The sequence below is a fragment of the Nocardia sp. NPDC001965 genome, from assembly GCF_053594175.1.
Genome location: NZ_JBSFDZ010000014.1, coordinates 43,350 through 69,946, shown reverse-complemented (window position 1 = coordinate 69,946; position 26,597 = coordinate 43,350). Strand labels below are relative to the sequence as shown.

At 68.9% G+C, this 26,597-nt stretch carries 12 protein-coding genes; 11 read left to right on the top strand and 1 reads right to left on the bottom strand.

Annotated features, from left to right (window positions below; translation table 11 throughout):
- Positions 1-212 precede the first annotated feature (212 nt).
- Entirely contained in the window at positions 213-1,835 is a 1,623-nt protein-coding gene (locus tag ACWCPQ_RS20505; protein ID WP_449901092.1) for an ice-binding family protein, read from the top strand.
- Positions 1,836-1,971: 136 nt separating this feature from the next.
- On the opposite strand, the gene ACWCPQ_RS20500 is transcribed toward ACWCPQ_RS20505, so the two are convergent.
- Positions 1,972-3,042, bottom strand: a complete 1,071-nt coding sequence (locus ACWCPQ_RS20500; RefSeq protein ID WP_449901091.1) for an ATP-binding protein — start codon at positions 3,040-3,042, stop codon at positions 1,972-1,974.
- A gap of 633 nt (positions 3,043-3,675) precedes the next feature.
- On the opposite strand from ACWCPQ_RS20500, the gene ACWCPQ_RS20495 reads away from it, so the two are divergent.
- The 10 genes from ACWCPQ_RS20495 (at position 3,676) to ACWCPQ_RS20450 (ending at position 26,377) form a co-directional block, all read left to right on the top strand.
- Positions 3,676-3,897 carry a hypothetical protein gene (locus ACWCPQ_RS20495; RefSeq protein WP_449901089.1) on the top strand — a complete coding sequence of 74 codons (222 nt, stop codon included), beginning with the start codon at positions 3,676-3,678 and terminating at the stop codon, positions 3,895-3,897.
- A 1,136-nt stretch (positions 3,898-5,033) separates the two neighbouring features.
- Positions 5,034-5,390: a hypothetical protein gene (locus ACWCPQ_RS20490; protein WP_449901087.1), complete on the top strand. Its 357-nt coding sequence runs from the start codon at positions 5,034-5,036 to the stop codon at positions 5,388-5,390.
- Positions 5,391-6,531: 1,141 nt separating this feature from the next.
- The gene (locus ACWCPQ_RS20485; protein ID WP_449901085.1) at positions 6,532-6,816 is read left to right on the top strand and encodes an acyl carrier protein; all 285 of its coding nucleotides are present in this window, start codon (positions 6,532-6,534) and stop codon (positions 6,814-6,816) included.
- Positions 6,813-7,958 (top strand): acyl-CoA dehydrogenase family protein, encoded by a 1,146-nt coding sequence (locus ACWCPQ_RS20480; protein ID WP_449901082.1) that lies wholly within the window; start codon positions 6,813-6,815, stop codon positions 7,956-7,958. Before ACWCPQ_RS20485 ends, ACWCPQ_RS20480 begins: the two co-directional genes overlap by 4 nt.
- Positions 7,955-8,971: a 3-oxoacyl-ACP synthase gene (locus ACWCPQ_RS20475; protein ID WP_449901080.1), complete on the top strand. Its 1,017-nt coding sequence runs from the start codon at positions 7,955-7,957 to the stop codon at positions 8,969-8,971. Before ACWCPQ_RS20480 ends, ACWCPQ_RS20475 begins: the two co-directional genes overlap by 4 nt.
- Entirely contained in the window at positions 8,968-11,820 is a 2,853-nt protein-coding gene (locus ACWCPQ_RS20470) for an HAD-IIIC family phosphatase (protein WP_449901077.1), read from the top strand. Before ACWCPQ_RS20475 ends, ACWCPQ_RS20470 begins: the two co-directional genes overlap by 4 nt.
- Complete coding sequence (locus ACWCPQ_RS20465) at positions 11,817-16,184, top strand: condensation domain-containing protein (RefSeq protein ID WP_449901075.1); 4,368 nt, start codon at positions 11,817-11,819, stop codon at positions 16,182-16,184. The genes ACWCPQ_RS20470 and ACWCPQ_RS20465 overlap by 4 nt, the downstream gene beginning before the upstream one ends.
- On the top strand, positions 16,181-17,035 hold the full coding sequence (locus ACWCPQ_RS20460) for a 3-hydroxyacyl-CoA dehydrogenase family protein (protein WP_449901073.1): 855 nt from the start codon (positions 16,181-16,183) through the stop codon (positions 17,033-17,035). The genes ACWCPQ_RS20465 and ACWCPQ_RS20460 overlap by 4 nt, the downstream gene beginning before the upstream one ends.
- The gene (locus ACWCPQ_RS20455) at positions 17,022-22,004 is read left to right on the top strand and encodes an amino acid adenylation domain-containing protein (RefSeq protein WP_449901071.1); all 4,983 of its coding nucleotides are present in this window, start codon (positions 17,022-17,024) and stop codon (positions 22,002-22,004) included. Before ACWCPQ_RS20460 ends, ACWCPQ_RS20455 begins: the two co-directional genes overlap by 14 nt.
- The gene (locus ACWCPQ_RS20450; protein WP_449901069.1) at positions 22,001-26,377 is read left to right on the top strand and encodes an amino acid adenylation domain-containing protein; all 4,377 of its coding nucleotides are present in this window, start codon (positions 22,001-22,003) and stop codon (positions 26,375-26,377) included. Before ACWCPQ_RS20455 ends, ACWCPQ_RS20450 begins: the two co-directional genes overlap by 4 nt.
- Positions 26,378-26,597 lie beyond the last annotated feature (220 nt).

Here is a 26,597-nt window from a genome sequence, read left to right as displayed (position 1 = left end):
ATATCGATCGATCTCAGTGTCTCGAGTCCAGTTTCCCAGCAGCTACCGGACGAATCCGAATATTGATGCAGGCCAGAAGAAAACGAACAGGAAATTCCATTGCCAAAACGCGGTCACCGGAGGACTACTGGATTCAAGCGGCGTCACAAAGGCCAGGCCTGCGCTGCTGCGGAAAATCCCTTTCACCGATCACCGAACAGAAAGAAAAGCAAATGGCACCTGTCATCACCTCGTTGACACCGTCCTTCGGCCCTCCAGCGGGTTTCAACTCCGTCGTCATCACCGGCTCCGGATACGCCAACGTCGGTCCCTTGACCGTCCGGTTCGGCACCAAGGCAACGACGTTCACCATCGACTCCGATACCCAGATCACGGCCATCGTCCCGCCCGGAACCGGCACGGTGAACGTCACCGTGCAAGTACTGCTGGACGGCACGAGCAACCCGATGCCCTACATCTATGGTCCGGCTCCGGTTCCTACCTTGACCAGCATCACTCCGACCTCGGGGTCAGCGGCCGGCGGGACGGCGGTTGTGCTCACCGGGACCAATTTCACCGGAGCCACCGCGGTGAGTTTCGGTGGGACACCGGCAACCTCGTTCACGGTCAACTCCTCGACACAGATCACCGCGGTGACCCCTGCTCACTCTGCTGGGCCGGTATCGGTGACCGTCACCACCCCGTTCGGCACGAGCAACGGTGTCGCGTTCACCTATATCGTGGTGCCCACCCTCACCGGAGTCACCCCGAACTCAGGGCCGCCCAGCGGCGGGACCGTGGTCGTGCTCACCGGAACAGGCCTGACCGGAACCACCGCGGTGAGTTTCGGTGGCACACCGGCGACCCTGTTCACCGTCAACTCCGACACCCAGATCACCGTCCTCACCCCCGCACACGCGGCCGGAACGGTATCGGTCACCGTCACCACCGCAGGTGGCACCAGTAACGGTGTCGCGTTCACCTATATCGTGGTGCCCACCCTCACCGGGATCACCCCGAACTCAGGGCCGCCCAGCGGCGGGACCGTGGTCGTGCTCACCGGAACAGGCCTGACCGGAACCACCGCGGTGAGTTTCGGTGGCACACCGGCAATCCTGTTCACCGTCAACTCCGACACCCAGATCACCGTCCTCACCCCCGCACACGCGGCCGGTTCGGTGGCAGTCACCGTCACCACCCCGGGCGGCACCAGCAACAGTGTCACCTACACCTACGTGTCGGGTCTGGCGCCGGTCGATCTCGGAACAGCCTCGTCGTTCGCGGTACTGGGTGCCTCGACAGTCACCAACACCGGAGCCACGGCCATCTCCGGTGACCTGGGTGTCAGCCCGGGCACCGCGGTGACCGGATTCCCGCCGGGAACGGTGACAGGCGGTGCGATCCATGCCGGGGACGCGGTCGCGGCGCAGGCACACACCGATTTGCAGGCTGCCTACACCGACGCGGCGAGCCGGACACCCACCGCTACCGTGACCACCGATCTCGCCGGACAAAACCTGACCTCCGGGGTGTACAACGCAGTCGCCGGGATCGGCCTCAACGGGACCGTCACCCTGGATGGGCAGGGCAATCCGAACGCAGTGTTCATCTTCCAGGCCGGGACGACACTTATCACCGGAGCCAACAGCGTGGTCGACCTCACCAACGGCGCCACCGCGGACAACGTGTTCTGGAAAGTCGGTAGCTCGGCCACACTGGGCGCCGACACCGACTTCGCCGGAAGCCTGCTGGCCTTCACCTCGGTGACGGTGACGACCGGCGTCACCGCAGACGGGAACATCCTGGCCCTCAACGGCGCGGTCACCCTCGACACCAACACCATCACGGCACCCTGAGCCTCGATACACCGAAAGGATTCAAGACCTGTCCGCGTGCCTCGGCGCGCGGACAGGTCTGTCCGGGGAACGGTGCCGCTCGGGTCGATAGGGTTGCCGCCGAACTCCGAACTCGCAGGCCACCGGCCCCTCGAGATCAGGGAGGACTGTCGGTACCGGTGGTCGTTCCGGAACGTGCGCGGCGATACCTGCGGGTGCCGGTTCGGATGGTGATGCCACCGCGGGTGAGCAGGTCGATGATCGCAGTGCGGTCCTCCGGGAGGAGTCCGGACCAACTGGAGAGGTCGCGCTCGGAGGTGATCGCGACCGACGTTCCCGCTTCGCGTTCCTCCAGCACTCGAAGAAGCAATTCGGCGCTACGGCCGTCTGATTCCGCGTGGTCGAGGTCATCGATACAGAGCAGGTCGACACCGCTGTAGCGGGCGATGGTATTGGCCAGCCGCCCGCCCTCTGCGGCTTCGGTCAACCTCGCCAGCAGCATGGCGGCCGATGTGTACCTGACCCGGAATCCGGCCTTCGCGGCCTCGATACCCAGGGCGATGAGCAGATGGGACTTTCCGGTGCCGGATCCGCCGATCACACGCAGCGGCAGGCCCTCCCTCACCCAGTCGCAGTCTGCGAGGGTGCGGATCATGGCGGAGTCGACGGTCGGGTCGGCATCGAACTCGAAGCCGGACAGCTCCTTTCGGGCCGGGAAGCCCGCGGCTCCGATGAGCCGCTCGGTGCGGCGATGATTCGCCAGTTCACCCTGCAGCTGTGGTTTGCGGGCACGAACATAGGCACTGACCCGTTGGTAGGACACTCCGGTCATGCCGTGCTCCTCGGCCAGCCAGCGATGGATATATGTCGCCGTGTGACGTTGTCTGTGGGATGGGTCCAGGTCCGCGTTCAGGTCAGCACGCAGGACCTCGTCGATGAACGGTTTGTAGGGGTCGAGCTTCTGCGGTCGATGCGGATACTCTTTGCGCGGCTCCGGCCACACCGACTCCATCGCCTTGGACACGGTGCGCCACCCGACCCGATATTTGCGCTCGATGGCACGTTTGGAGAGACCGGCACGCAGATCCTGGCGAATCGCCGCGTACAGGTTGACTTTCGACATCTCGGACATCGGCTCGCTCCCCTGCCGGCTGTACCCCGTTGTCAGGTTCTCCTTCGAGAGTGACATACGGCCTCGTAAACATCGACTCATGCACTTGCTCAGCATGATTCACGCGCGACCGTCGTCGTGATGAGCGGCCGTCCCGTTCACGGAAGTTACTCTGTTCCGGCGACGGTTTGTACGCAGTCGAGGTGAATGCTGCTGTCGCGGTTCGCGGTGCGTTCGGCACGCCCCGCTGTGTGGTTATCGGTGCTGTGGCCACCGGTGTTGCAGCACATCCCGGTTTCGAGATCGTTGTGCGTGAGGGACCGGCTCAGGGCCGACGCCGAGCTTCGCCTTCTTCGGAAACCCCGGGACACCGACCACCTGGACTCGTTCGATAATCGCTGTCGGAATTCGCGATAAACGATTCCGCTGTTCGTGACATATCGCTGTCACTATTCGCGAGAAAATACTTCGACATACCGTAAGGGAACAGAAAATTTCGGAGTTCGCGCGAACCCGCACCAGGGGTCTCGAAGGTCGTGTTGCGCAACGGGTTACAAGGGCGTAGCTTCGGAAGTAAGGGGATATCTCGGCAAATTTGCCCGAGGTGGACCAAGTAATTTCGGTCACCGGCCACACCGAGAGCGAACCCGGCGCCGGCTCCTCCTCGAAATACTGCTCCATCGCCGGAAACCGCGAGTCGAATCGCCCACCGCGGCAACCTCGCGAACGGTGGTATCCACATCGAATGGCATGACCGCGTATCTCGGCGAGCGCGGATCGGTAGAACTGGAAACTCTCATGGGTGACGAAGCTCTGAATCGCCCCACCGACGTGCTGGCGGCTCGGCTGACCAGGGGCCACGGCGCATCGACCGTATCGTCGTTCGTTGTCGAGGCGCGACGGTGTGGTGTAGACCCTGCGCCATTATTGGATAGCGAGTTCTTTCTGCGCGGCGGCGGCCGGGTGCGCTGACCACGAGGCATTATCGGATTCCGATCCCCGCCGGCGCCTTCTCCAGGGCCGGCCGGAAGAGTACGGCCGCGTCGAGCGCGTGAACGGCCGGCCAGCGGCAGGCCCGTCGGTCGGCAGCAGATCGGCTTCGGTGGAGACGCGGCCGGGCACGGAGGGTGTACCCGAGCGCGCCACCCCGCTCGAAGCGGTCGCCGCCGGCCTCGTACGCGCCTCGAACGCGATGGGCCCGGTGAGCCGCGACTCGGCCCCCGCCCGAAAGCCGCGATCGCTGCCGATATCGAGCTCCGAGAAGGCGACGCGCTCGCGAATATCGGTCTCGCGGCAGCCATGAACGATGCCCTGGCCGCCCGCGGCGTACCGGATTCCACCGCGCACCTCGCAGGCTAGCTGGGCATCCTCGCCTTCGAACGGGGCTGTGCCCGGTGGCTGGAGTCCCGGCCCGACGCCGCGCTCCAGCCCTGCACCCTGGCAGCGCTGGACGATCTGCGCACAGCGAGCCGGTCGCTCAGCTGAACGGATCTCGACTGCCGACAGGTGCCGATCCTTGCCACCGCAACCCGGAAGAGCAGTGTGAAGGACACCGGTGGTGCCACCGGGGGCGCTGCTCCGAGCCGAGAGGGAGTGGATCGTGTTCGCGCTACCTGCCATGATTCGGGCGCAACCCTCAGCTATCGATGCCGGAATTTCGCATATGCGAGAGATCGTTCTGCCCGCATTACGGGACATCCCCGGACGTATCGGGCTTTCACTATTGGTCGACCGGAACAACGGGCACTGTATCGCCACCACCGCCTGGGAGGTTATGTCCACGTAATGGCTCGGGCGTGGATGGGCTCGGTCGGTGCTCGGCCGGCTGCCGATGAGGTCGGTCGATTGGTCGGTTGTGCTGGAGGTCGGGTTTCGTGGCGACGCGGGTGTTTGCGGACGAGGAGTTGGCGCGGTCTACCCCAGACAGACGCACAATCGACGACAACGCCTGGGGCTGTGTGCGTTCGAGTAGGCGCGGTGAGAGGGGGTCCGGACTGGTGCGGTCGCGTATTCGACTGTCGTATGTTCTCGACGGGTTCCATCCATCGGGAAACGAAACCTGGGGCGGTGACGTAGAGTTGGTGACCCGAGGCGACAGGAGTTGACGTATGTCCGTACGCGTCAGACCAGCGATAGTGCGGACTGCTGCGATCGCCGTGGCGGTGGGTGCCGCCACGCTCTTCGGCACGGTCGGCGAAGCATTCGCCGATGTCGAACCCGGCGCCTATACGTCCACGACATGGTCGGCCGGCATCGTGCTCCTGCAACGCGACGCGCGCGTCGAGGGCGGGGACCTGGTCTTGATAGGGCGTTACCCAATTCATTCGACGCCCGACGGTGATTACGTGGACCTGTTCCCCGGCCACCGAGTCGTACTGATCAGCGACGGACATGGCGGGTATAGGGGCCCGGCGTATTTGGGCGGAGTGTTGGTCGGCGCCATCACGTTGACGCCCCAAAGCTGACCGATCGATCACCAATCTCTGATGTGGGATGGGGGTCGCGCTTCCCGGGGTTCCGGCCTGGCAGGGTCTCGCAATAAAGCCGCGGCCGGTACAAAATCAACCCACTCGACGGCACCTCACTCGACGGACCAACCCGCCTGCCCTGTCTCCCAGTATGATCGCCACGTCATCCCCGCCCGGCGTGCCGAAAGCCGTAGCCGCCCAGGAATTGCACAGCAGTCGGATCCAGGACGCAGAACCGCCCTGCACGGCCACGTCAGTGACTTCGATATCACGGGCCGCGGCGACCCGCTCCAGTCGAACACCCACGATTTAGGCGGCTTGCGGAGCCTGTTCGGCGACCAGGCGCAGCAGCTCCTGCGCGGCCGCCACCAACGATGGTGTCGACACGGGCCGACACAAGGCTGCAGGTAGAAGCTTGTGGGAGTTCGAGTCGGGTCATTCTGAGCGAACACTGATAATCCTGGATCAACTCGAGGCAACAGGCCCGTCTCGTCTCACCGGTGTATTCAGCTCGATGAATTCGTGCCGTTGGCGATGACATACCCACGGCGGGTCTCTTCCTCGGCAGGGCCCCACACCCCCCGCGGAGGTCCGGTCAGGGCAGCAAAAGGTCGTGACCCGCGGGATCGGTGGCAGGACCGCGCAGTGCGTCTGGGCGCAGGACCCGGCACTCGTGTGGCGCCGGCCGCGATGCCCGACTTCGAAACGGTCGTGGGCCGGCACGCGCCGGCCAAGGTTCGCGACCGGTCTGCAGGTCACCGCCGAAGTAGTCGAATGGTCGATCTTTGATCGACTACGACGCATGCCGAACTGTTGACGAGCCACCACTGGTCGGATGAATCACCTCGGCGCGAGCATGGTCGCCCGAACTCCGTGGACTCGGCGACGATCTGTTTCGGTGTCACAGGTCCGGCGAGGCGGAACCACTGTGGCAGCGATGTGCGCGGTCGCGGTGGATTGGCCGGCGACCTGGGTGTGGCCTGGCTCTGACCGGCCTGGACCGGGACCGGCACGCGCGGTGGTGAACTCATCCGGGAGTTCTGGCGGCAGAGGAATTGGGGGCACGCGCGACGGGCAGCCCGCTGATAGCTTCGCCTGGATATCCGGCAGGTGATATCCAGGCGAGGACAGGCAGTTCATGAGCGACGAAGGCACCCCACCGCATCCGGATCTGGTGGAGCGGCTGGTGCGGTATTTCGGTGTGGTCACGGCCACCCGGCTGGGACCGGACGACGACTATTTCGGTATGGGTCTGGTGAATTCGCTCCGGGCACTGGAGATCGTCGCCTATCTCGAGGGTACTTTCGAGATCGAGATCGAGATCGACGACCTGGATCTGGACAATTTCCGGACGGCGCGGCGCGCGGCCGCCTTCGTCACCCGCAAATGTGGTTCCACCGCCGACCTGGGTGCCGGCAGGTGAGCCGGCTGGAGTCTCTACTGCGCCGCGCCGCTGAGGGTGCGGCCGAATGGGACAGTACGGGGACGCCGCGGGAAATAGTAGCCGCCGCAGCGGAAGCGGGCGTGCTCGGCATGGATAGTCCGGCGCGTTACGGCGGTCGCGGCGCGGATGCGTCGGCAACCGGCCGGACGGCGGCCGAATTGGGCGCGGTGTGCACGTCGCTGCGGTCGTTGTTCACAGTGCAGGGCCTGGTCGCTGCGACGATCGCCCGCTGGGGCACTCCCGAGCAGCGTACGCACTGGTTGCCCGGGTTGACCGGTGGTGCGCTGGTCGCGGCTCTCGCGGCGACGGAAGCCGGGGCAGGCAGCGACCTTTCGGGAATCACCACCCGCGTCACGGGTACCGGGCCCGAGCGACGTGTGTCCGGCCGCAAGCTGTGGGTCACTTTCGGGGCGCTGGCCGATGTGGTGCTGGTGGTGGGGCGATCGGACGACGGCCCGGTCGCCGCGCTGGTGGAGACGGATCAGCCCGGAGTGCAGGTGGAACCGGTGACCGATCAGCTGGGCATGCGGGGCGCGCGCCTCGCGCACCTGACCTTCGACGCGGCGCGGGTGCCCGCCGGGAACATACTCGGCCGAGCGGGTTTCGGCCTGTCGCATGTGCTGGGAACCGCACTCGACCACGGCAGGTACACGATCGCGTGGGGCTGCACCGGAATGGCGCGGGCATGCCTGAGCGACGCCGCGGCGCATGCGCGCGACCGGATCCAGGGCGATGTCCGCCTCGCCGACCACCAATCGGTGCGTGCCGTGCTCGGACGCAGCTGGGTGGACGTGGCGAGTGCGGAGGCGCTGTGCGTCCGCGCGGCCGGTGACCGCGACAACCGCGAACCGACCGCGCACCTCACCACCATCGCCGCGAAATACGCCGCTGCCCGGGCGGCGTGCGCGGTGAGTGAGCGCGCGGTGCAGATGCTGGGCGCCGCGGGCTGCGCCCCCGGCAACCGGGCCGGCCGCTTCTACCGCGATGCCAAGGTCATGCAGATCATCGAAGGCGCCCGCGAGATCGCCGAACAGGATCTGGGCGAGTTCGTGCTGCGGTCCGTCGGGGAATCCCGTGCCGCGGCGGACCTCCTGTCGGAGAACAGCGAGCGACACCGATGATCTCCCTCGGTCCGGTGTCGACCGCTTTTCCTCAATCCACCATCGCGGTAGCCGATCTCGCCGAGCTGTCGGACCTGCCGCCCGCTCGTCGCGCGCACGCACTGTCGCTCGGCATCACCTCCGTGCGCTGTGCCCGCGACGCCGCGGAACCTGACGCCGCGGAGCACGATCTCGCCGCCGAGGCGGCCCGTGGGGCAATCGACCGCGCGGGGCTGGCGGCGAGCGAACTCGACGCGCTGCTGGTGGTCGGTGGGCGCGCACCGCGCTATCTGCTCGCCTCCGAGGCCACGCGCCTCCAGCAGCGTCTCGGCGCGGATCGTGCGTTCGTCGCCGGGATCGCCGAACTGGGATGCGTGTCGATCTCGGCCGCCCTCACCCTCGCGGCGGCGTTGCTGCGCGGGGACACCCGGTGCCGCACCGTACTCGTCGTAGCCGCGGCGACCGCGCCGACCCGGTTCCGCTATCGCGCGCCGATGACGATCCTCGGCGACGGGGCCGCCGCCGTTGTGCTCGGTGCCGGAAACCGGGGCCGGTATCAGCTGGTCGACCACGAGGTGCGCAGTGACGGCCGCTACGCGGACCTCTTCCGGATCGACTACCGCGACCTTCCTTCGGATCAGTGGCGCGAGACCTGCGCCGACGAGGCCACCTACAGCTTCCGGCTCGCGGTCGAAAGCCGCAAACGGTTCACCGTGATGAACAACGAAATACTGTCTCGCAACGGATTACGTATGGACGACCTGGGTTCGGTACTGATGCAGAACCTGTCGGCCGGCGCGTTCGCCTTCTGGGCGGAGGCGCTCGGTGTCGGCATCGATCCGGCCTGCCACCGCAATCTCGCCGAATTCGGCCACCTCGGCTCGGTGGATGTGCTGGTCAACCTGGACCTCGCGGCGCGGACTCGCGCGCCGGGGGAGCACCTGCTGCTCCTGAACAGCAGCCCGGTCGCGGCGTGGAGCACCAGCCTGCTGCGTCGCCTGCCGGACGGCGATAGGGGAGGGATGTTCTCATGAACACGATCGTGAAATGCCTGGTGTGGGATCTGGACGACACTCTGTGGGACGGTGTGGTGCTGGAAGGCGACGCCCGCGCACCGCGTCCGGAAGCGCGCAGGGCGCTGCAGTTGCTGGACGAGCGTGGCATCGTACACGCGGTCGCGAGTCGCGGCGAGCCCGCTCCGGCGCTCGCGCATCTGGCGGAGCACGGGGTCGAGGGGATGTTCTGCGCGACGCAGATCGGCTGGGAGGCCAAATCGCTGGCGGTGCGCCGGATCGCGGAGTCGCTGAACATCGGCCTGGATGCCGTCGCCTTCGTCGACAACGATCCGGTCGAACGCGCCGAGGTGGCGTCCGCGCTGCCCCAGGTGCGCTGCTATGCCGCCGAGGACATAGCGGGTCTGCCGGATCTCGCGGAGTTCAGCCCGGCGGTCGTCACCCGCGACGCCCGCGAGCGCAGACAGCGCTATCGCGCCGAAGCGCGCAGACGGGCCGGCGAGCAGTCCTTCGCCGGTTCGGATGCCGAATTCCTGCGCGGGCTCGGGCTCGTGATGACTGTGCGCCGGGCGCGCGAGGCGGATCTGGACCGGGCGCACGAACTCACGGTGCGTACCCACCAGCTCAACACGACCGGCCGCACCTTCGATATCGGGCAGTTGCGGGAGCTCAGCGCCGATGCCACGCACGAGGTGCTGATCGCGACCTTGCGCGACCGGTTCGGCGAGTACGGCGCGATCGGGCTCGCGGTCACCGAGGTGCGCGGCACGGACTCGGTACTGCTGCTGATGCTCATGTCCTGCCGGGTGATGTCGCGCGGGGTCGGTGGCGCGCTGCTGGCGCACCTGGTCGAGCGGGCGAGTGCGCGCGGACAGCGCTGTGTCGCGGAGTTCGTGCCGACCGAGGTCAACCGGGTCATGCTCGTCACGCTGCGCTTCGCCGGATTCGCCGTGCTGGAACAAGGCCCGGAACGGGTACTGCTCGGTCACGACGGACGCACCGACGCGCACCACACCGCGCACGTGCTCGTGCGGTCGGCCGATGCGCCGACGCCGCCCGGCGATCTGATCGGCGGGCTGCTGCGGCGGGCCGCCGAGGTCCCGGACCGGACCGCGCTGATCTCCGGTGGAGAAACACTCACCTATCGCGAACTCGCGGACCGCACCGCCGCTCTCGCCGGGCGCCTGGTCGGGGCCGGTGTGAATCCCGGCGACGTGGTGCTGTGTCTGCTCCGGCAGGACGTGTGGACGGTGGTGGCGATGCTGGCCGCACTACGCGCGGGGGCGGCGTGGTGTCTGGTCGAGCCCGGGCGGGGCGGCGCGCAGGTGCGCGCACTGGTCGACGACCTGGCATGTACCGCTGTGATCTTCGACGAGCACGCGCCTCCAACACCGCGCGGGGAAGTGGCGGCACTGCTCGCCCCCGCGTCGGCCCGGCCCGCACTGGTGCCGCTGGGCGAGACCTCACCGGCCGGCCCGCTGCCCGCGCCGCCGCCCGCGTCGGCGCCCGCCTATGTCATCACCACCTCGGGATCCACCGGCGCACCCAAGGCGGTCGTGGTCAGCCGCGGCAACCTGGCCGCGATGATCTCCGGACGTGACTATCCGTGCGAAGACGGCGCGTTGGTCACTCTGTCGACCTGCCCGCTCACCGCCGACGCCGCACTGCTCTTCGGTCCGTGGGCTCTCACTCGGGGCGGGACCGTGGTGGTGCCGACCCACCGGGAGCTGCCCGACGCCGCGGCGGTCGGTGCGCTCGTGGCCGGGTCGCGGGTGAGTCATCTCGTCGCCACGCCGTCGTACTACCGGCTGCTGCTGCCGATTCTGGCCGAGGCGGCAGCCGCGCCGACGGTGGTCGCCCTCGCGGGCGAGACGCTGTCCTCGGCGCTGGCCGCCCGGCATCGCGAACTGCTGCCCGCCACCGTCCTGGTGAACGAGTACGGCCCCACCGAGGCGACCGTGACCTGCGTATGGCACGTTGTCACCGATACCGCACGGGTGCCCATCGGCCGACCGCTGCCGGGCAACACCGCGCGGGTGCTAGGGCCGGAGCTGACGGTGACGACCGACGGGGATATCGGCGAACTGTATGTCGGCGGAGATCAGATCACCATGGGCTACGCCGCTCGTCCCGGGCAGACCGCGGCCCGTTTCGTCGCCGACCCGTTCGCCGGCGAACCCGGCGCGCGGATGTATCGCACCGGCGATCTCGCGCGACTCACCAGCGCGGGCGATATCGACTATCTCGGCCGCGCCGACGGCCAAGTGCAGATACGCGGCGCGCGGGTGGAACGACACGCAGTGGAGGCGGTGCTGGAGACCCATCCGGGGATCGCGCACGCGGTGACCGTGGTACGCACCGGCCGCGACGAGATCGACGACCTCATCGCGTTCATCGTGCCCGCCGTCGGCACCGCGCCGCCCGGTCGCCGGGCCCTGGCCCGGCACTGCGCCGAACGGCTCTCGCCGCTGGAGGTGCCGAGCCGGTTCGTGCCGATCGATACGATTCCGATCGCCGCGGCGGGCAAGCTCGACACAGCCGCTCTGCTGGCCAGAGCCGACGACCCCCCGCTGCCGGGGCCGTCGCGCGCCGACTGGACACCCGGGCAACGCGAAATCGCCGAACTGTGGTCCGCCGCGCTCGAACACGATGACTTCGATCTCGACGATTCGTTCTTCGAGATCGGCGGCAACTCGCACCGGGTGGTCGTGCTGCATCTGCTGCTCGAACAACACCGGCCGGGCGCGGTGCGCGTCGGGCAGCTGTTCGATCTGCGCACGATCCGCGACCAGGCCGATGCGCTCGCGGCCGGTGCCGCGGTGCCGGCCGAACCCGAGGTCTGCGCCCCAACCCGAGCTTTCGAGCTGTGACCCCTCAGGAGCACACCGTGCCGGACTCCGGCGTCCACACCACCGCCCGCGCGCGTGACACCGATATCGCCATCGTCGGTATCGGTGCGCGCTTCCCCGACGCTGCCGACCTTGCGGAATTCCGGGCCAACCTGGCCGCGGGCCGCGATTCGGTGGGGCCGATGCCGCCCGCACGGATCGCCGCCACCGGCCTGGACGACACCGTCACATACCTGCCGATGGGGCACCTCGCCGAGATCGACGGATTCGACTACCGCTTTTTCGGGATGTCCCGCCGGGAGGCGTGTGTCACCGATCCGCAGCAGCGGCTCGCCCTGCTGCTGGCCCAGCGCGCGATCGAGGACGCCGGATACACCACGGAACGGCTGGCCCGCGCGGTCACCGCCGTCACACTCAGCGCGGGGCAGTCGAGTTACCACTCCGCCGCGGTGGACCCGGGTCCGTTGAGCCTGCTCGGAAATGCCACCTTCGCGGGCCCGGCGCGTATCGCGCACCGGTTCGGATTCACCGGCGCGTGTTTCGGTGTCGACAGCGGATGCAACAGCGCGCTCGTGGCGGTGCACCAGGCCTGCCGGGAATTGCGCGGCGGCGACGCCGATTACGCACTCGCGGGTGGTGTGGTCGTCCGGGTGCACGGCACTCCGTCCTGGGGCGGGGGGAGCTTTTCCGAGATCATGTCGCCCACCGGCGTCTGCCGCGCGTTCGACGCCGACGCCGACGGCACTGTGAACGGCGAGGGCGGGGCGATCCTGTTGCTCACCACGGTGGCTCGGGCACTGGCCGACGGTGCCCCGATCCACGCGGTGATCCGCGGTAGCGCGACCCGGCACAACGGAGCGGCCGCCGCCACCATCAGCACACCGAGCGCCGCCGCCCAGACCGCCGTCATCGGCAAGGCGTGGGAGACTGCCGGACTCGATCCGCGCGCGGCCGGTTACCTCGAGACCCACGGGTCCGGGACGCGGCTCGGTGACGCGGTGGAACTGGAATCGATCAGCGCTGTTTTCGGTGGCGGCCCCGGCCTGCCCATCGGTTCGGTGAAGACGAACATCGGTCACCTCGATCATGCCTCGGGTATCGCCGGCCTGGTCAAAGCCGTGCTGAGCGTATCGGAGGCGCAGCTGTTCCCGTCGCTGCACTTCACCCGGCCGACCGGCGACTTCGACCTGGCGGCCGCCGGTATCGACGTGGTGACCGAGAGTCGCCCGTGGCGCGGTGACGCGGTGCGCGCCGCCGGAGTCAGCTCCTTCAGCCTGGGCGGCAGTATCGCGCACTGCGTGGTGTCGCAGGCTCCGCCGGTGCCCGCCACCCCGCCGTCGCGCCGCGCCCATTTGATCGGCGTTTCCGCGCGCACGCCCGAGGCGTTGAGCGAGCTGTGCGCCCGACTCGCCGAGGCGGTGCGCAGCACCGACGCCACGCTGGACCAAGTGGCCGCGACTCTCACCCTCGGTCGGGACCAGTACGAGCACCGGGTCGCCGTGACCGCATCGGATACGGCGGAACTCGCCGAGTCGCTGGACAAGGCGGCGGTGTGCCCGCGCCGCGTGCCGACCGCGCCGCGTGTGGTGTTGTTGCTTTCTCCCGACGCCGTTCCGGTCCCACCGGGTCCCGGCACCGTCGCGGCGCAGCCGCCCACACTGCCCGCCGAGTTGCCCGCCACCGGAACGACGGCGTCGGTGCTGGCCGGGCAGATCGCGGTGCACGAAAGGCTCATCGCATGCGGGGTCCGGCTCGCGGCACTGCTGAGCGCGGGATCGTCCCGCTTCGCCGCCCGGTACCTGCTCGGCTCCCGCGATGGGGTCGAACCGGCCGACCTCGCCGACGCGGCGCCCACCATCGACGGCGACCGGCTCCTCGGCGCGGTGCGCACCCTCATGGCCGAAGGACCCGTGGTTTTCGTGGAGCCCGGCCGGGACGGCAGGCTCGCCGCGCTCATCACCGACGCGGTACCGGACGCCGAGATCGTTTCCGCCGCCACCGATACCGCCGACCTGGACGAACTCCTGGGCCGGTTGTACGAATACGGTGTCGACCTCGACTGGTCGGCCGTCGCGCCCGGCCACGCCCGCCGGATACGTTTGCCCGGCCACCCGATGCGCGAATCCGGCTGCTGGGTCGACCTGCCCCGCGCCGCGGCGTCCGTCGCCGTACCGCCCGCCGTGCCGGTCACGCCGCACGACCACTCCGATCCGGTGCGCTGGCTACGTCGTACTCTCGCCGAACTGCTGTACACCGACGACGAGATCGACGAAGACGCCGACTATTTCGCCCTCGGCGGCAATTCGCTGATCGCGGTGCAACTGGTGGACCGGATCGAGGAGGCCTACGGTTTCCGGCCGAAACTGCTCGACGTCTACGAGCGTCCTCGACTGGCCGATTTCGCCGAGCTTCTCGCGACCGGGCGCGCCATCGGCGCCGCGCGCGCACCGATCCCGGCTCTGGTCGCGCACGACGAACCGGTCATGTCCTCGGGGCAGGAACGGATGTGGTTCCACCACCAATTCGATCCGCGCACGACGCTGTACAACTACCCGGTCGTCCAGCTGTTGCGCGGGCCGATCGACCCGGACGCGCTGCACGGCACCTTCGACGACCTCGTCGAACGTCACGAGACCCTGCGGTACAACTTCGCCGAAGTGGACGGCGTCGCGGTGTTACGCATCCGTGATCGACTGGACGACTACGTCCGCCGCATCGACGTCTCCATGGAACCCGATCCGCTCGCCGCGGCCCGCGACCTCGTGCACGCCGCCGCCACCGAGCCGTTCGACCTCGCGGTGGACGCCCTGTTACGGGTGCTGCTCATCACCGTGGGACCGGATACCCATGTACTGCAGTTGACCTGCCATCACGCCGTCACCGACGGTGCGACCCCGACGATTCTCGGACGCGAGCTGCCGGAGCTCTACGCCGCGCGGCGCGAGGGCCGGCCGCACCACCTGGCGCCACTGCCGATCCGGTACCGCGACTACGCGGCCTGGCATCGCGCACTGCTGGCGAGTTCGGCGCTCGACCACGAACTCGACTACTGGCGTGACACGCTGGCCGACGCGCCGGTGCTGCAACTGCCCACGGATTTTCCACGACCCGACCGCAAGACCTATGTCGGCGACCTACATCCGTTCACCATCCCCGCGCAACTGCTCACCGATCTGCGTGCATCGGCGGGTCGAGCCTCGGTCTCGCTGTTCGTGGTCCTGCTCAGCGCCTTCTATCTGACTCTCGCGCGGCACAGTGGCCAGCGCGATATCGTCGTCGGCACGCCGACCACCGGACGCGGCCGAAGCGAATTCCAGGACCTGATCGGCTATTTCAACAGTACGGTCGCCTTGCGCACCGACTTCACCGCCGACACCACATTGCCGGACCTGCTGACCCGGGTGCGCTCGGTCGTATTCGACGCGCTCGAACACCAGGAGATCCCGTTCGACCGGGTGGTCAATGCTGTGGCGCCGCAGCGCGACCTGTCGCGCACACCGCTGTTCGATGTGCTCTACATCCACCAGGTGACGCCACGAATGGAGCGGATCGACGAGGCGGGCGCGGAACTGTTCGATCTCGATCACGCCGCAAGCAACGAATTCGGCGGACTGCCCACCGGAACCGCGAAATTCGACCTGACGCTGATCACCTTCGAATACACCGACAGCGCCCCGCGCGATATCGGCGCATGCCTCGAGTTCAGCACCGAGCTGTTCACCACGCAGACGGTGGCCGCGCTCGGCGACGCGTTCCTGGAGATCCTGACGGCGATGGTGTCCGACGCCGGCGCGCCGCCGATCGAGACGCTGATCGCCGGAACCCGGCGGGACCCGGACGTGGCGACGTCGATCCCCACCGACCGGCCACGCATCGGGAACACCTCGGAATACGAAGTGGTCACGCGTGCAATAGAGCTGGATCGCGCCGACCTCGATCCCTTCGAGACCGCGCTGTTCGACGCATACACGGTGCTGCTCGGCTGGTACAGCGGCGGTGACCGGTTGCGTATCGGCCTGCCCGGCGGACCCGAGGGCGCGCGAGAGGTCATCGTGACCGTCCGCCCGGACACCACCTGGCGGACGTTGCGCGACAACCCGCCGGAATCGGCCGCGAGTACCGGCGCGACGACCCTGCGGTATCTCGGCCATGCGCGGGCTGTGCCGGCGGATACCGCGACCGAACTCGCGCTCGCATGGGCGCCCGACTCCGCCGAGTTGCGTGTGCACTATGCGACCGCACTGTTCGACCGGTCCTCCGCCGAGGCCATCGCCGACGAACTGGTCGCGCTGGCGCGGGCCGCGATCGACAGACCGGACGAACCGGTGCACGACACCGTGCTCGGCATCGAAGCCTTCCAGGACGAACAGGAGATCCACTCGTGACCGCACAGCACCGGATCGGCGTGGTCGGCGCGGGCACGATGGGCGCGGGTATCGCCCAGTGCGTGGCCGAAGCGGGCCTACCCGTCACCGTGGTCGATCCCGATCCCGCTGCTGCCGAACGCGCCCGGCGCGGCATCCGCGCTGCGCTGCGTTCGAGCGTGCTGCTGGGCCGCGGTCCGCGCCCCGGCGAGCTCGCCGAGATCACCGGCCGTATCAGGTGGTCGCAGCGCCTCGAGGAGCTGCGAGAGGCCACCTTCGTCATCGAATCCGTCACGGAGCGAGCCGCACTCAAGTACCGCGTACTGGGCGAACTCGACCGCGTGTGCGCGTCGTCGGCGGTGTTCGCGTCGGGGACCTCGGCCATCCCCATCACCGACCTCGCGGCCCGCACCACCCGGCCGGAGCGGATGCTCGGACTGCATTTCATGAACCCCGCGCCGCTGACCGAGGCGGTGGAGGTGATCACCACCGCGCAGACCGCGCCCGGCACCCTGGCCACCGCGCTCGACTTCCTGAGTGCACTCGGCAAACGCGGCATCGTGGTCGGCGACGGTCCGGGGTTCGTTATCAACCGGGTGCTCATGCTCGCTATCGCGGAGGCTGCCGCTGTCACCGAATCCGGAACCGACGCCGCCACCGTCGACGCCCTGTTCGAGGGCTGCCTCGGCCATCGGATGGGGCCACTGCGCACCGCGGATCTGATCGGCCTCGACAATGTGGCCGACACTCTCGCGGTTCTGCGCGATGCCACCGGCGACGGCCGCTATCGCGTGCCGGACGTGCTGGCCACGCTGGTCGAGAACGGGCACCTGGGTCGGAAATCGGGAAGGGGATTCCATGCCTACCCCTGAGACGAGCACACTCGACCACCCGCTCGAGCAGACGCCGGGGCTGGGTCCGCTGGCCCGGCACAGCGGCGGCGGGACGGCAGCGGTCGTGCTGGCCGCGCTGGCGGTGTACACGCATCGCCGGACGGGCGTGGACCGGGTGACCGTCGGCTACCGGTCCGGTACCACCGCGATCGAGGTCCGTGTGACGGTGGCGGCACGCGACGACTTCCGCGGCGTCGTCACCCGGGTCGGGGCGCTCCTCCGGCAGAATACGACCGGCGCTACCGGATCGGAATGCCCGACCGCGGTGCAGGACAACGACGACGGGTGGCAAGTCGGGGTGCCCGAGGCCGAGTTGTCGATTTTCACCGAGCTTTTCGCGCGACTCGTAGCCGCGCCCGGAACCCCGGTCGCCCGGGTCGACCTCACCGCCGAGGAGGAACGCGCGCGCATTCTGCGCCGCGGCGGCCCGGTTCGCGCCCGGGACCCGCACGCCACCACTCTGACCGGTTTCGAGTCGATCGCCCGCCGGTCACCCGAGTCGATCGCACTGGTGCACGGTGCGGATTCGGTCACCTACGGTGAGCTGGACACCCGCGCGAATCGATTGGCACGCAGCCTGATTCGGCGTGGTGTCCGGCCGGATACGGTGGTCGGCGTTGCGATGGTCCGTTCGATCGAAGCGGTCGTCGCGGTGTACGCGGTGCTGAAGGCGGGCGGTGCGTATCTGCCGCTGGAACCGGGGCATCCGGCCGAGCGGCTGAATCGAATCCTGACAGTGGCCGAGCCGGTACTGGTGCTGAGCACGCGCAGCGACGGCTTCGCCACCGATGCCGTGCCCGTCCACTACCTCGACGAGCCGGATGATGTGGACGAAGACGGCACACCGCTGCACGATGCCGACCGGCACGCGCCGCTGCGCTCCGGCAATCTGGCGTATCTGATGTTCACTTCCGGCTCGACCGGTATGCCCAAGGGGGTCGCGGTCCCGCATGCGGCGGTGGTGGATCATCTGCGGTGGATGAGTGAGTACATCGGCCTCGACGAGACCGACACCGTCCTGCAGAAAACGCCGGTCACCTTCGACGTTTCGATCTGGGAGCTGTTCTGGCCGGCGAGTATCGGAGCGACCCTTGCCATCGCCCCGCCGTCCGCGCATACCGACCCGGCCGAACTGACCCGGCTGATCGCCGCGCACGCGGTGACGACCCTCCAGTTCGTGCCCTCGACACTGAGCAACCACCTCGCACTGGTGTCCGGCTTTCCGGCCTGCGTCCGCCGCGTGCTGACCATCGGGGAGACGCTCACACCCGCCCTGGCGCGGCGTTTCGGTGCGGCGACCTCCGCGCGGCTGCACAACCTCTACGGGCCGACCGAAGCGACCGGGGCCGTCACGGGATACCCGGTGGATGTGCTGGATCCGGCTTCGATACCCATCGGTTCGGTCGCCACGAATACGCGGGCGTACGTACTCGACGCGCGGCTGCGCCCCGTTCCCGACGGGCTGCCCGGCGAACTGTATCTCTCGGGCGCACAGCTGGCGCGGTGCTATCAGGGCGAACCCGCTCGTACGGCAGAGCGTTTCGTCGCGGACCCTTTCGAGCCCGGTGCGCGGCTGTACCGCAGCGGCGATATCGTCCGGTGGAATGCGGCGACCGAGCTGCTGGAGTACCAGAGCCGAGCCGATCTTCAGGTCAAACGCCACGGCGTGCGCATCGAACTGGGCGAGGTGGAGGCCGCGCTCTCGGCATGCGCGACGGTCGCGCAGGCAGTGGCGACGCTGCGCCCCGACGGAAGGCTCCTCGGTTATGTCGTGCCGGTAGCGGGCGCGGTCTGCGCCCCGAACGCACTCCGCACGGAATTGTCCCGTGTCCTACCGGCCGCCATGATGCCCGACGATATCGTCGTGCTGGAGGCGTTCCCCGCCACCACGGCGGGCAAGGTGGACCGGTCGGCGCTGCCCGAACCGGCGCCACGCGACATCCCGTACCGTGCGCCGTCGACGCCGGTGGAGCAGACGTTGGCCGAGGTGTTCGGGCAGGTGCTCGGCCGGGATCGGGTCGGTATCGACGAATCCTTCTTCGCCATGGGCGGCGACAGCGTCATGTCGATTCTGCTGGTCTCCCGGGCGAAATCGCGGGGCGTCCACGTCACCCCCGCGCAGGTCTTCGAACGTCCCACCGTCGCGGGGCTGTCCACGGTCGCCACGACCGGAGCGCCCCAGCGGCATATGCTCGCCGAACTGCCCGGCGCCGGGGTGGGGGAGATGCCACCGACGCCCGCCGTCCTCGCACTGATCGACCGCGCCGCATCCGGTCGTGTGCCGTTCGACCGGTACGCCCAGCATATGGTGCTCGACCTGCCCGCGGGCATCACCGCGACCGCGTTGCGACAGGTGATCGGGGCGGTCGTCGAACAGCACGACATGCTGCGCGCCCGGCTCTACCGCGACGCAGGCGGCGAGTGGCGCCTGTTCGCCGACCCACCCGGATCCTTCGAGGTCGGGTCGGTTCTCCGTCGGGTCGATATCTCGTCGGCCGATGACGTCGAAGAGGCCGTGATCCTCGCTCGTGAGACGGACGCCGCGACCGGCCGCCTCGACCCGGCGAACGGGGTCGTGCTGCGGTGTGTCTGGCTCGATCGGGGCCGCGGCGATCGCGGTGGGCTCCTCGTTGTCGTGATCCACCACATCGCGGTGGACGGCGTGTCCTGGCGCGTCCTGATCCCCGACTTCGTCGCGGCGTGGGCCCGGCTCGAGTCGGGCCGGTCGCCGCGGTTGCCCGCCACGGGCACCTCGGTGCGGCGGTGGGCACACGCGCTGCGCGACAGAGCAGATGACATCGAGCTGCTCGCCCAGGCCGACATATGGCGGGAGCTGCTGCGCGGGCCCGATCCGCTGTTCACCGATCGCCGGCTCGATCCGCGTATCGACACCCCCGCCACGATGCGCCGCATCGTCTGCGAGTTCGACGAGGCGACGACCTCCGCCGCCGTGACCGCGGTGCCTCCGCGCTACGGCACCGATACCAACACTGTCCTGCTGACCGCGCTGACCGTGGCGATGGTCGCGTGGCGCGGCGGTGACAGCTCCGTTGTTCCCGTCCGGATGGAATCCCACGGCAGGCACGGCGAGCTCGTGCCCGGCGCCGATCTCGCACGCACGGTCGGCTGGTTCACCGCGGCCTATCCGTGCCGTTTCGACCTGACGGGTATCGATATCGCGGACGCGATCGTGGGCGGGCGCGCACTCGCCGGTGCGGTGAAAACCGTCAAGGAACAACTACGTGCCGTACCCGAGGGCGGCCTCGGCTACGGGTTGCTGCGCTACTTCGGTACCGGCCTCGATCTGCCGGCCGAGACCACCCAACTGTCGTTCACGTATCTGGGCGCGATCTCCGCGGCGAACGGCCCCTGGCTGCCCACAGCCCTCGCGAGCAACCGTGATCCGATCGACCCCGGCCTACCTGCCGATGTGACCCTCGCGATCGATACCGCGGTGGTCGGTGATCGGCTCACCGCGGGCTTCTCGTTCCCCGAAACCCTGATCGGGCCCGACCGCGTTCACGAGTTCGCCGAGCTGTTCGGAACGGTCCTGCGCACCCTCGCGCGGCACGCGGCCGATCCCGCCGCCGGCGGGTGGACACCCTCGGATTTCGCCCCCGCCGGTCTGCGGCAATCCGAGATCGATCGCTGGGAGCGCCACTACGGACGGTTGTGCGATATCCGGGCGCTCACCCCGATCCAGGAGAAGTTCGCCGACCTCGCACCCTCGGACGGACCGGAGGTCCACACGCTCCAGGTGGTGCTGGCCTGCGAAGGAACTCCCGATCTCGCACGCTTACGCGCTGCCGCCCAGCATGTCGTGGATCGGCATTCCGCGCTGCGGGCAGCGTTCCTCCGCGACGGCGGCGGCCGGTGGCGTCAGCTCGTCGTCGCGACCGCGCCGATCGAGGTCGGGGAAATCGACCTGCGCGACCGCGGCACCGAACTCGACGATGTCCTGGCCGCGGAACAGGTGCGTCCATTCGACCTGGAAACGCCGCCGCTCATCCGATTCCTGCTGATCCGGACCGCGCAGCGCCGCTACCTGCTGTCGGTGACCAATCACCGGCTGCTGTTCGACGGCTGGTCCGCGCCGATCCTGATGCGAAACCTGCTGAGCGCCTTCGCGCTCGGTGTGGCCGACGCCGGCGAGGTGGACGACGGGTTCGCCACCTTCCTGCGCTGGCGGGCCGCGCAGGACCGGGGGCCCGCCGCCGCGGCATGGCGCGCTGCCCTGCGCGACCTCGCCGCACCGACCCTGGTCGCCGCGCCCGGCGCCGCACCGCGCGATCCGGTGCGGTCGCACTCCGAGCACCGGGTGACGCTGACGGCCGCGCGTACCGCCGCGCTGGCCGATGTTGCCGCCGCCTCCGGTGTCACGCTGAACACGGTCCTGCAGTACGTGTGGGCGTCGGTGCTGGGTGATCTCACCGGGACCGACGACGTCGTGTTCGGCGTGGTGGTCTCCGGACGGCCCGCGAGCATCCCCGGCGTGGACGCCATGGTCGGCTCGTTCATCAACACCGTGCCAGTGCGGGTGCGCCGCCGCGACGACCAGCCGATAGAGGCGCGTCTGCGGGCGGTGCAGGCCGAGCAGGCGGCACTACTCGACCATCACCATCTCGGGCCGGCCGAGATCGAGACCGCGGCCGGCGTTCCGGTGCGCGAGTACTTCGACACGCTGCTGGTGTTCGAGTCGTATCCGGTCGACGTCGCGCCGACCCCCATCACCGTGGGTGACCTGGTGCTGACCGAGCTGTCGTCGCGGGAGATCACGTTGTTTCCGCTGACCGCGACGGTATGGCCGCGCGACCGGCTGACAGTGGCACTGAACTGGCACCGCGATCTGCTGGACGACGATCTGGTACGCCGGGTGATCGCCCGGCTGGAAGCCGAACTGGAACGGGTCGCGACCCTGCCCGCCGCCGGCGCGAACGGAGTGAGATGACGCAGACGACACAGTGCCGGATCGACCACCCGCTGACCGTCGCGCAGCAGGAGATCTGGGCCTACACCACCCTGAACGGCGCGGATCATCGCTATCGCCTGGAGGGCTACATCCATCTGCGCGGGCGTATCGATCCCGGCCTGTTCGAACGCGCGCTGCGCGGTGTCGTCGCGGCCGCCGAGACCTTACGCATCCGGCTCGACACCGAGGGCCCCGAACCACGTCAGGTGATCGAGGACTGCACCGAATGGATCCTGCATCGGAGCGATCTCGGTGCGGCATCCGACCCGGTCGAGGCAGCACTGGCCTACCTGCGCGCCGCACCACCCGCCTTCGACCTGGCCGTCGCACCGCTGTTCGACCACCATCTGCTGGACCTCGGTGCGGCGGGTCACCTCTGGGCCCTCCGCGCCCACCACATCGTCCTCGACGGGGGCGCGTCGCTGGCTCTCATCAGGGCGGTCGCGCGGGCCTACACCGCGTTGCTCGGGGGTGAGCCGGCGCCGGAAGTCGTCGATACCGTCGCGGGATATGTCGAGCAGGACCGGCGGTATCGCGCCTCACGCCGGTTCACCGACGACCGTGTGTTCTGGTCCGAACGGCTCGCCGGGCTGCCCGACGCGCCGATGTTCGCCCATCCGCCGGTCGCCGTCGGCGCGTCCGGGCCGATCCGGCACTCGGGTAGTCCCGGTGACGAAGAATGGCGGGAATTCCGGCAGGCGGCAGCGCGGTTCGGCGTGGACTGGCCGGCCCTGCTGGCCGCGACGACGGCGCTGCTGCTGCACGCCGATTCCGGTGCCCGGACCGTGGTCCTCGGTTTGCCGGTTCCGGCAAAACGATCCTGGCGCGCGCTCGGTATGACCTCGAACGTCGTCGGACTGCGCGTCGAGGTCGACCCCGGCGGGTCCATCGGCGCACTCGTCGCGGCAACACAGTCGGAACTGCGAAAAGTGTTGCGCCACCAGCATTATCGGCGATTCGACCTGCTCGCCGACGGCGCGTCCCCGGGCGGCGAGCACCGCATCACCGGCCCGGTGCTCAATATCCTGCCCGCTGCGACCGATATCCGCTTCGGTGATGTGGTCGCCACACCGATCCCGGTATCGACTGGATACACCGAGGCTTTCGGCATCGGCATCCATCTCGGCGACGGTCCGCCACGCATCGATATGGACAGCACCGCAGATCGGTGCGATTCCGAGGCCTTGGCGAGTTTGCACAGCCGCTTCCTGACCGCGATGAAGGACGTGGCGGCAGCTGCCGCGGATACGCCCGCCGGTCGGCTGACCCGCGCGCCCGCGGTGGTCGTGCCGCGCAGCCCGCACGAGGATCCAGCGGGCGCGACGGATCGCAGTATCGCGGAGGTCTTCGATTCGGTCGCGCGCCGGCACCCCGAACGCCCTGCGCTCTGGTACGAGGGTGAGCACATCGACTATCGCCAACTGCAGGTCCGCGCGCGACGGTTCGCCCACCACCTCGCTTCCCGGCACGGTGTCGGACTCGGAACGCCGGTGGGTCTGCGCCTGCCGCGCACCCCGGAGCTGGTCGTCGCGGCGCTGGCTTTGATGCGGCTCGGCGCGATCTGCGTTCCCCTGCACGAGCAGGACCCGCCCGACCGTGTCGCCTGGATGCTGTCCTACACCGGCACCGAACTCGTTGTCGACGATATCGCGCTGGTGCGCGGCGTCTCGCGGTCCGACGGGCCGGTCCCGACCGAACCGGCCCACTCGGTACCCGCCGACGCGGCGGCCTGGCTGATGTTCACCTCCGGATCGACCGGCGCACCGAAAGGTGTACTCGCCACGCACCGAGCGATGGTGACGCGCTCAATCGACCGGATCGCCGCGGGCCCGGAATACGCACGGATGCTGATGCATTCGCCCTACGCGTGGGACATGGTCGTCTGGGAACTCTGGATGCCGCTGTTGCAGGGACATACCGTGGTGATCGCGACACCGGACCGGCTCGGGGCCGAAGACTTCCGCCAAGTGCTGCGGGCGGGCGAGGTCACCGCGGCGTTGCTGGCGGCAGGGCTGTTCCAGGTACTCGTCGACGATATACCGGACAGTCTCGGCCGGCTGCGCACGCTGTCGAGCGCCGGTGACATCCTGCCTCCCGATACCGTGCGCGCGATGCGCGCGACGGCGCCCGGACTGGCCATCGTCAACATCTACGGCCCGGTGGAAGCCACCGCCTACGCCACCGCCTACTCGATTCCGGCCGGACCGCTGCCCGACGAGGCGATTCCGGTCGGCCGAGCCGTGGACCACACCGAGGTACTGATTCTCGACGCCTTGCTGCGCCCGGTACCGCCGGGCATGGTCGGCGAGATCTACCTGACCGGAGCGGGCCTCGCGCGGGGATATCACCGGATGCCCGGCCGCACCGCGACCGTCTTCACGGCCAACCCCTTCGGCGCTCCGGGGTCGCGGATGTACCGCACCGGCGATCACGGCAGCTGGGGCGCCGACGGCGCCGTGCGGTTCCTCGGCCGCGGTGACCGGCAGGTCAAGGTCAACGGCATCCGCGTGGAGCCCGGCGAGATCGAACACGCGATCCGGAACATGCCGGGGGTGACCGCGGCGGTTGTCACGGCACACCGGGTGGCGGCGGGCACGAGCTTGGTCGCCCATGTGGTCGCGGCCGAACCGATCGACACCGCGGTCATGCGGACCCGGCTGGCGCGAGTCCTGCCCGCCTATCTGCTGCCGGCCGTGATCGTGCAGATTCCCGCGCTACCGCTGACGGCCAACGGCAAGGTCGACCGCACCGCGTTGACCATGCCCGCCTCGGTCGCCGCGGAGCCGCCGCGGACACCACGCCGGCAGATTCTCGCCGGGCTGTTCGCCGACGCCGTCGGACAGCAGCGGGTCGGCGTGCAGGACGATTTCTTCCGTATCGGCGGGAACTCGCTCGCGGCGATCCGGCTTTCGGCGGCGGCGAGCCGGACCTTCGGGGTTGTGGTGAGTCCGCGCGATCTGCTCGACGCGCCCACCGTCGCCGCGCTGGAGCGGCGCATCGCCGATCGCGGCGGCGATCCAGGCGCTGTCGACCGGGAACCAGTGGACGTCGCGTACCGGGAGAGCGACGGTACCGCCTCCCTTCCCGAGGACGCGATTCCGCTCACGCCGAGCCAGCAGCGACTGTGGACGGTCAACTATCTCAGCGACGGCGCGGCCGATTACTTGATGCCCGCCGCCGTGGACCTCATCGGTTCACTCGACGCGGCGATCGTGCGGACGGCGGTCCGCGATGTGGTGCGGCGGCACGAGATACTGCGGACCACACTGCCTTTCACCGCTTCGGGACCGATCCAGCGGATCGCGGCCTTCAACCGGGACGCTGTCGACTACCGCGAGGTCACCGACGTCGAGGACCTGAACCGATTGCTGGCAGCGGAGCTGGACCGCGGTTTCCGGCTGCTCACCGAGGCGCCGCTGCGGGTGCGGCTGTACAGGCTGGCCCCAGATCATCACGTTCTGCTCGTGATCCTGCATCACTGTGCGGGTGACGCCGAATCACTGGCGCTGTTGTTGCGCGAGTTCGAATTCGCCTACCTCGCACGCGCCGAAGGCGCGGCACCCGGCTGGCCGACGCCACCGGTCCAGTTCGCCGATTACGCCCGGTGGCTGCGTGACCACGGCGACGATTCCGTCCACGCGCAGTACTGGCGTGACCTGCTGTCCGGACTGGAGTACACCCCGCCGCTGGCCGTCGACCACCCCCGCTCCGCTGCCGGTGGATACCCGGCGGCGCTGCAGCCGTTCACCCTCGACGCGGCCGCCCACGCCGCGGTGCGGGACACCGCCCGTCGCCGTGGGGCGACCACCTACGCTGTCCTGCACGCGGCCCTCGTCCACGCCCTCACCGATATGGGCGCCGGACGCGATCTGGTCATCGGTACGGCACTGAGCGGACGCGACCGGCCCGAACTCGACACGATGCTCGGCTGTGCCGCCGATATCGTGCTGATCCGCACCGACCGCACCACCGCACCGAACGCCGGACAACTGATCGACCAGATTCGCGACCGCATCCTGGAAGCCCACGAGCACAGGCGCTACCCGTTCGAGCGAGCCACGGCCGCCCACGCCGGAACGGACCGCCCGCTGCCCCAGATCGTCACCACGTTCTTCCGCGATATCCCGGTCGCGGGCGGCGCGGGCGATATCGAGGTCCGGCTGCGCGAACTGCCACCCCAGCGAGCGGAGTTCGAGATACTCATCCAGCTCGGAGAAGCCACCGGCCCCGGCGGCGAACCGGCCGGCATCCACGGCGAGATCCGCTACGCCGCACCGCTGTGGGAGGCCACGACGATCACCGCGCTCGCACGCGGCCTGCGATCCGCGATCACCGCATTGTCGAACGGGTAGGTTGCGGCAGAACACACGTCATGAAATACAGCGCCGGAGTTCTGCTGTTCCGTCGTGACCCGGAGGTGCGAGTGCTGCCGGGGCCGACGGGTCGGGCCCTGTGGGCGCGTAAGGATGCGGGGCGTGGTCGATTCCCAAGGGTGAGTACGAGCAGGCCCGCGCCGCGCGCCGCGAATTCGACGAGGAGTTGGTTGGACCGCGAGGACGGCAGCCGAGGCCT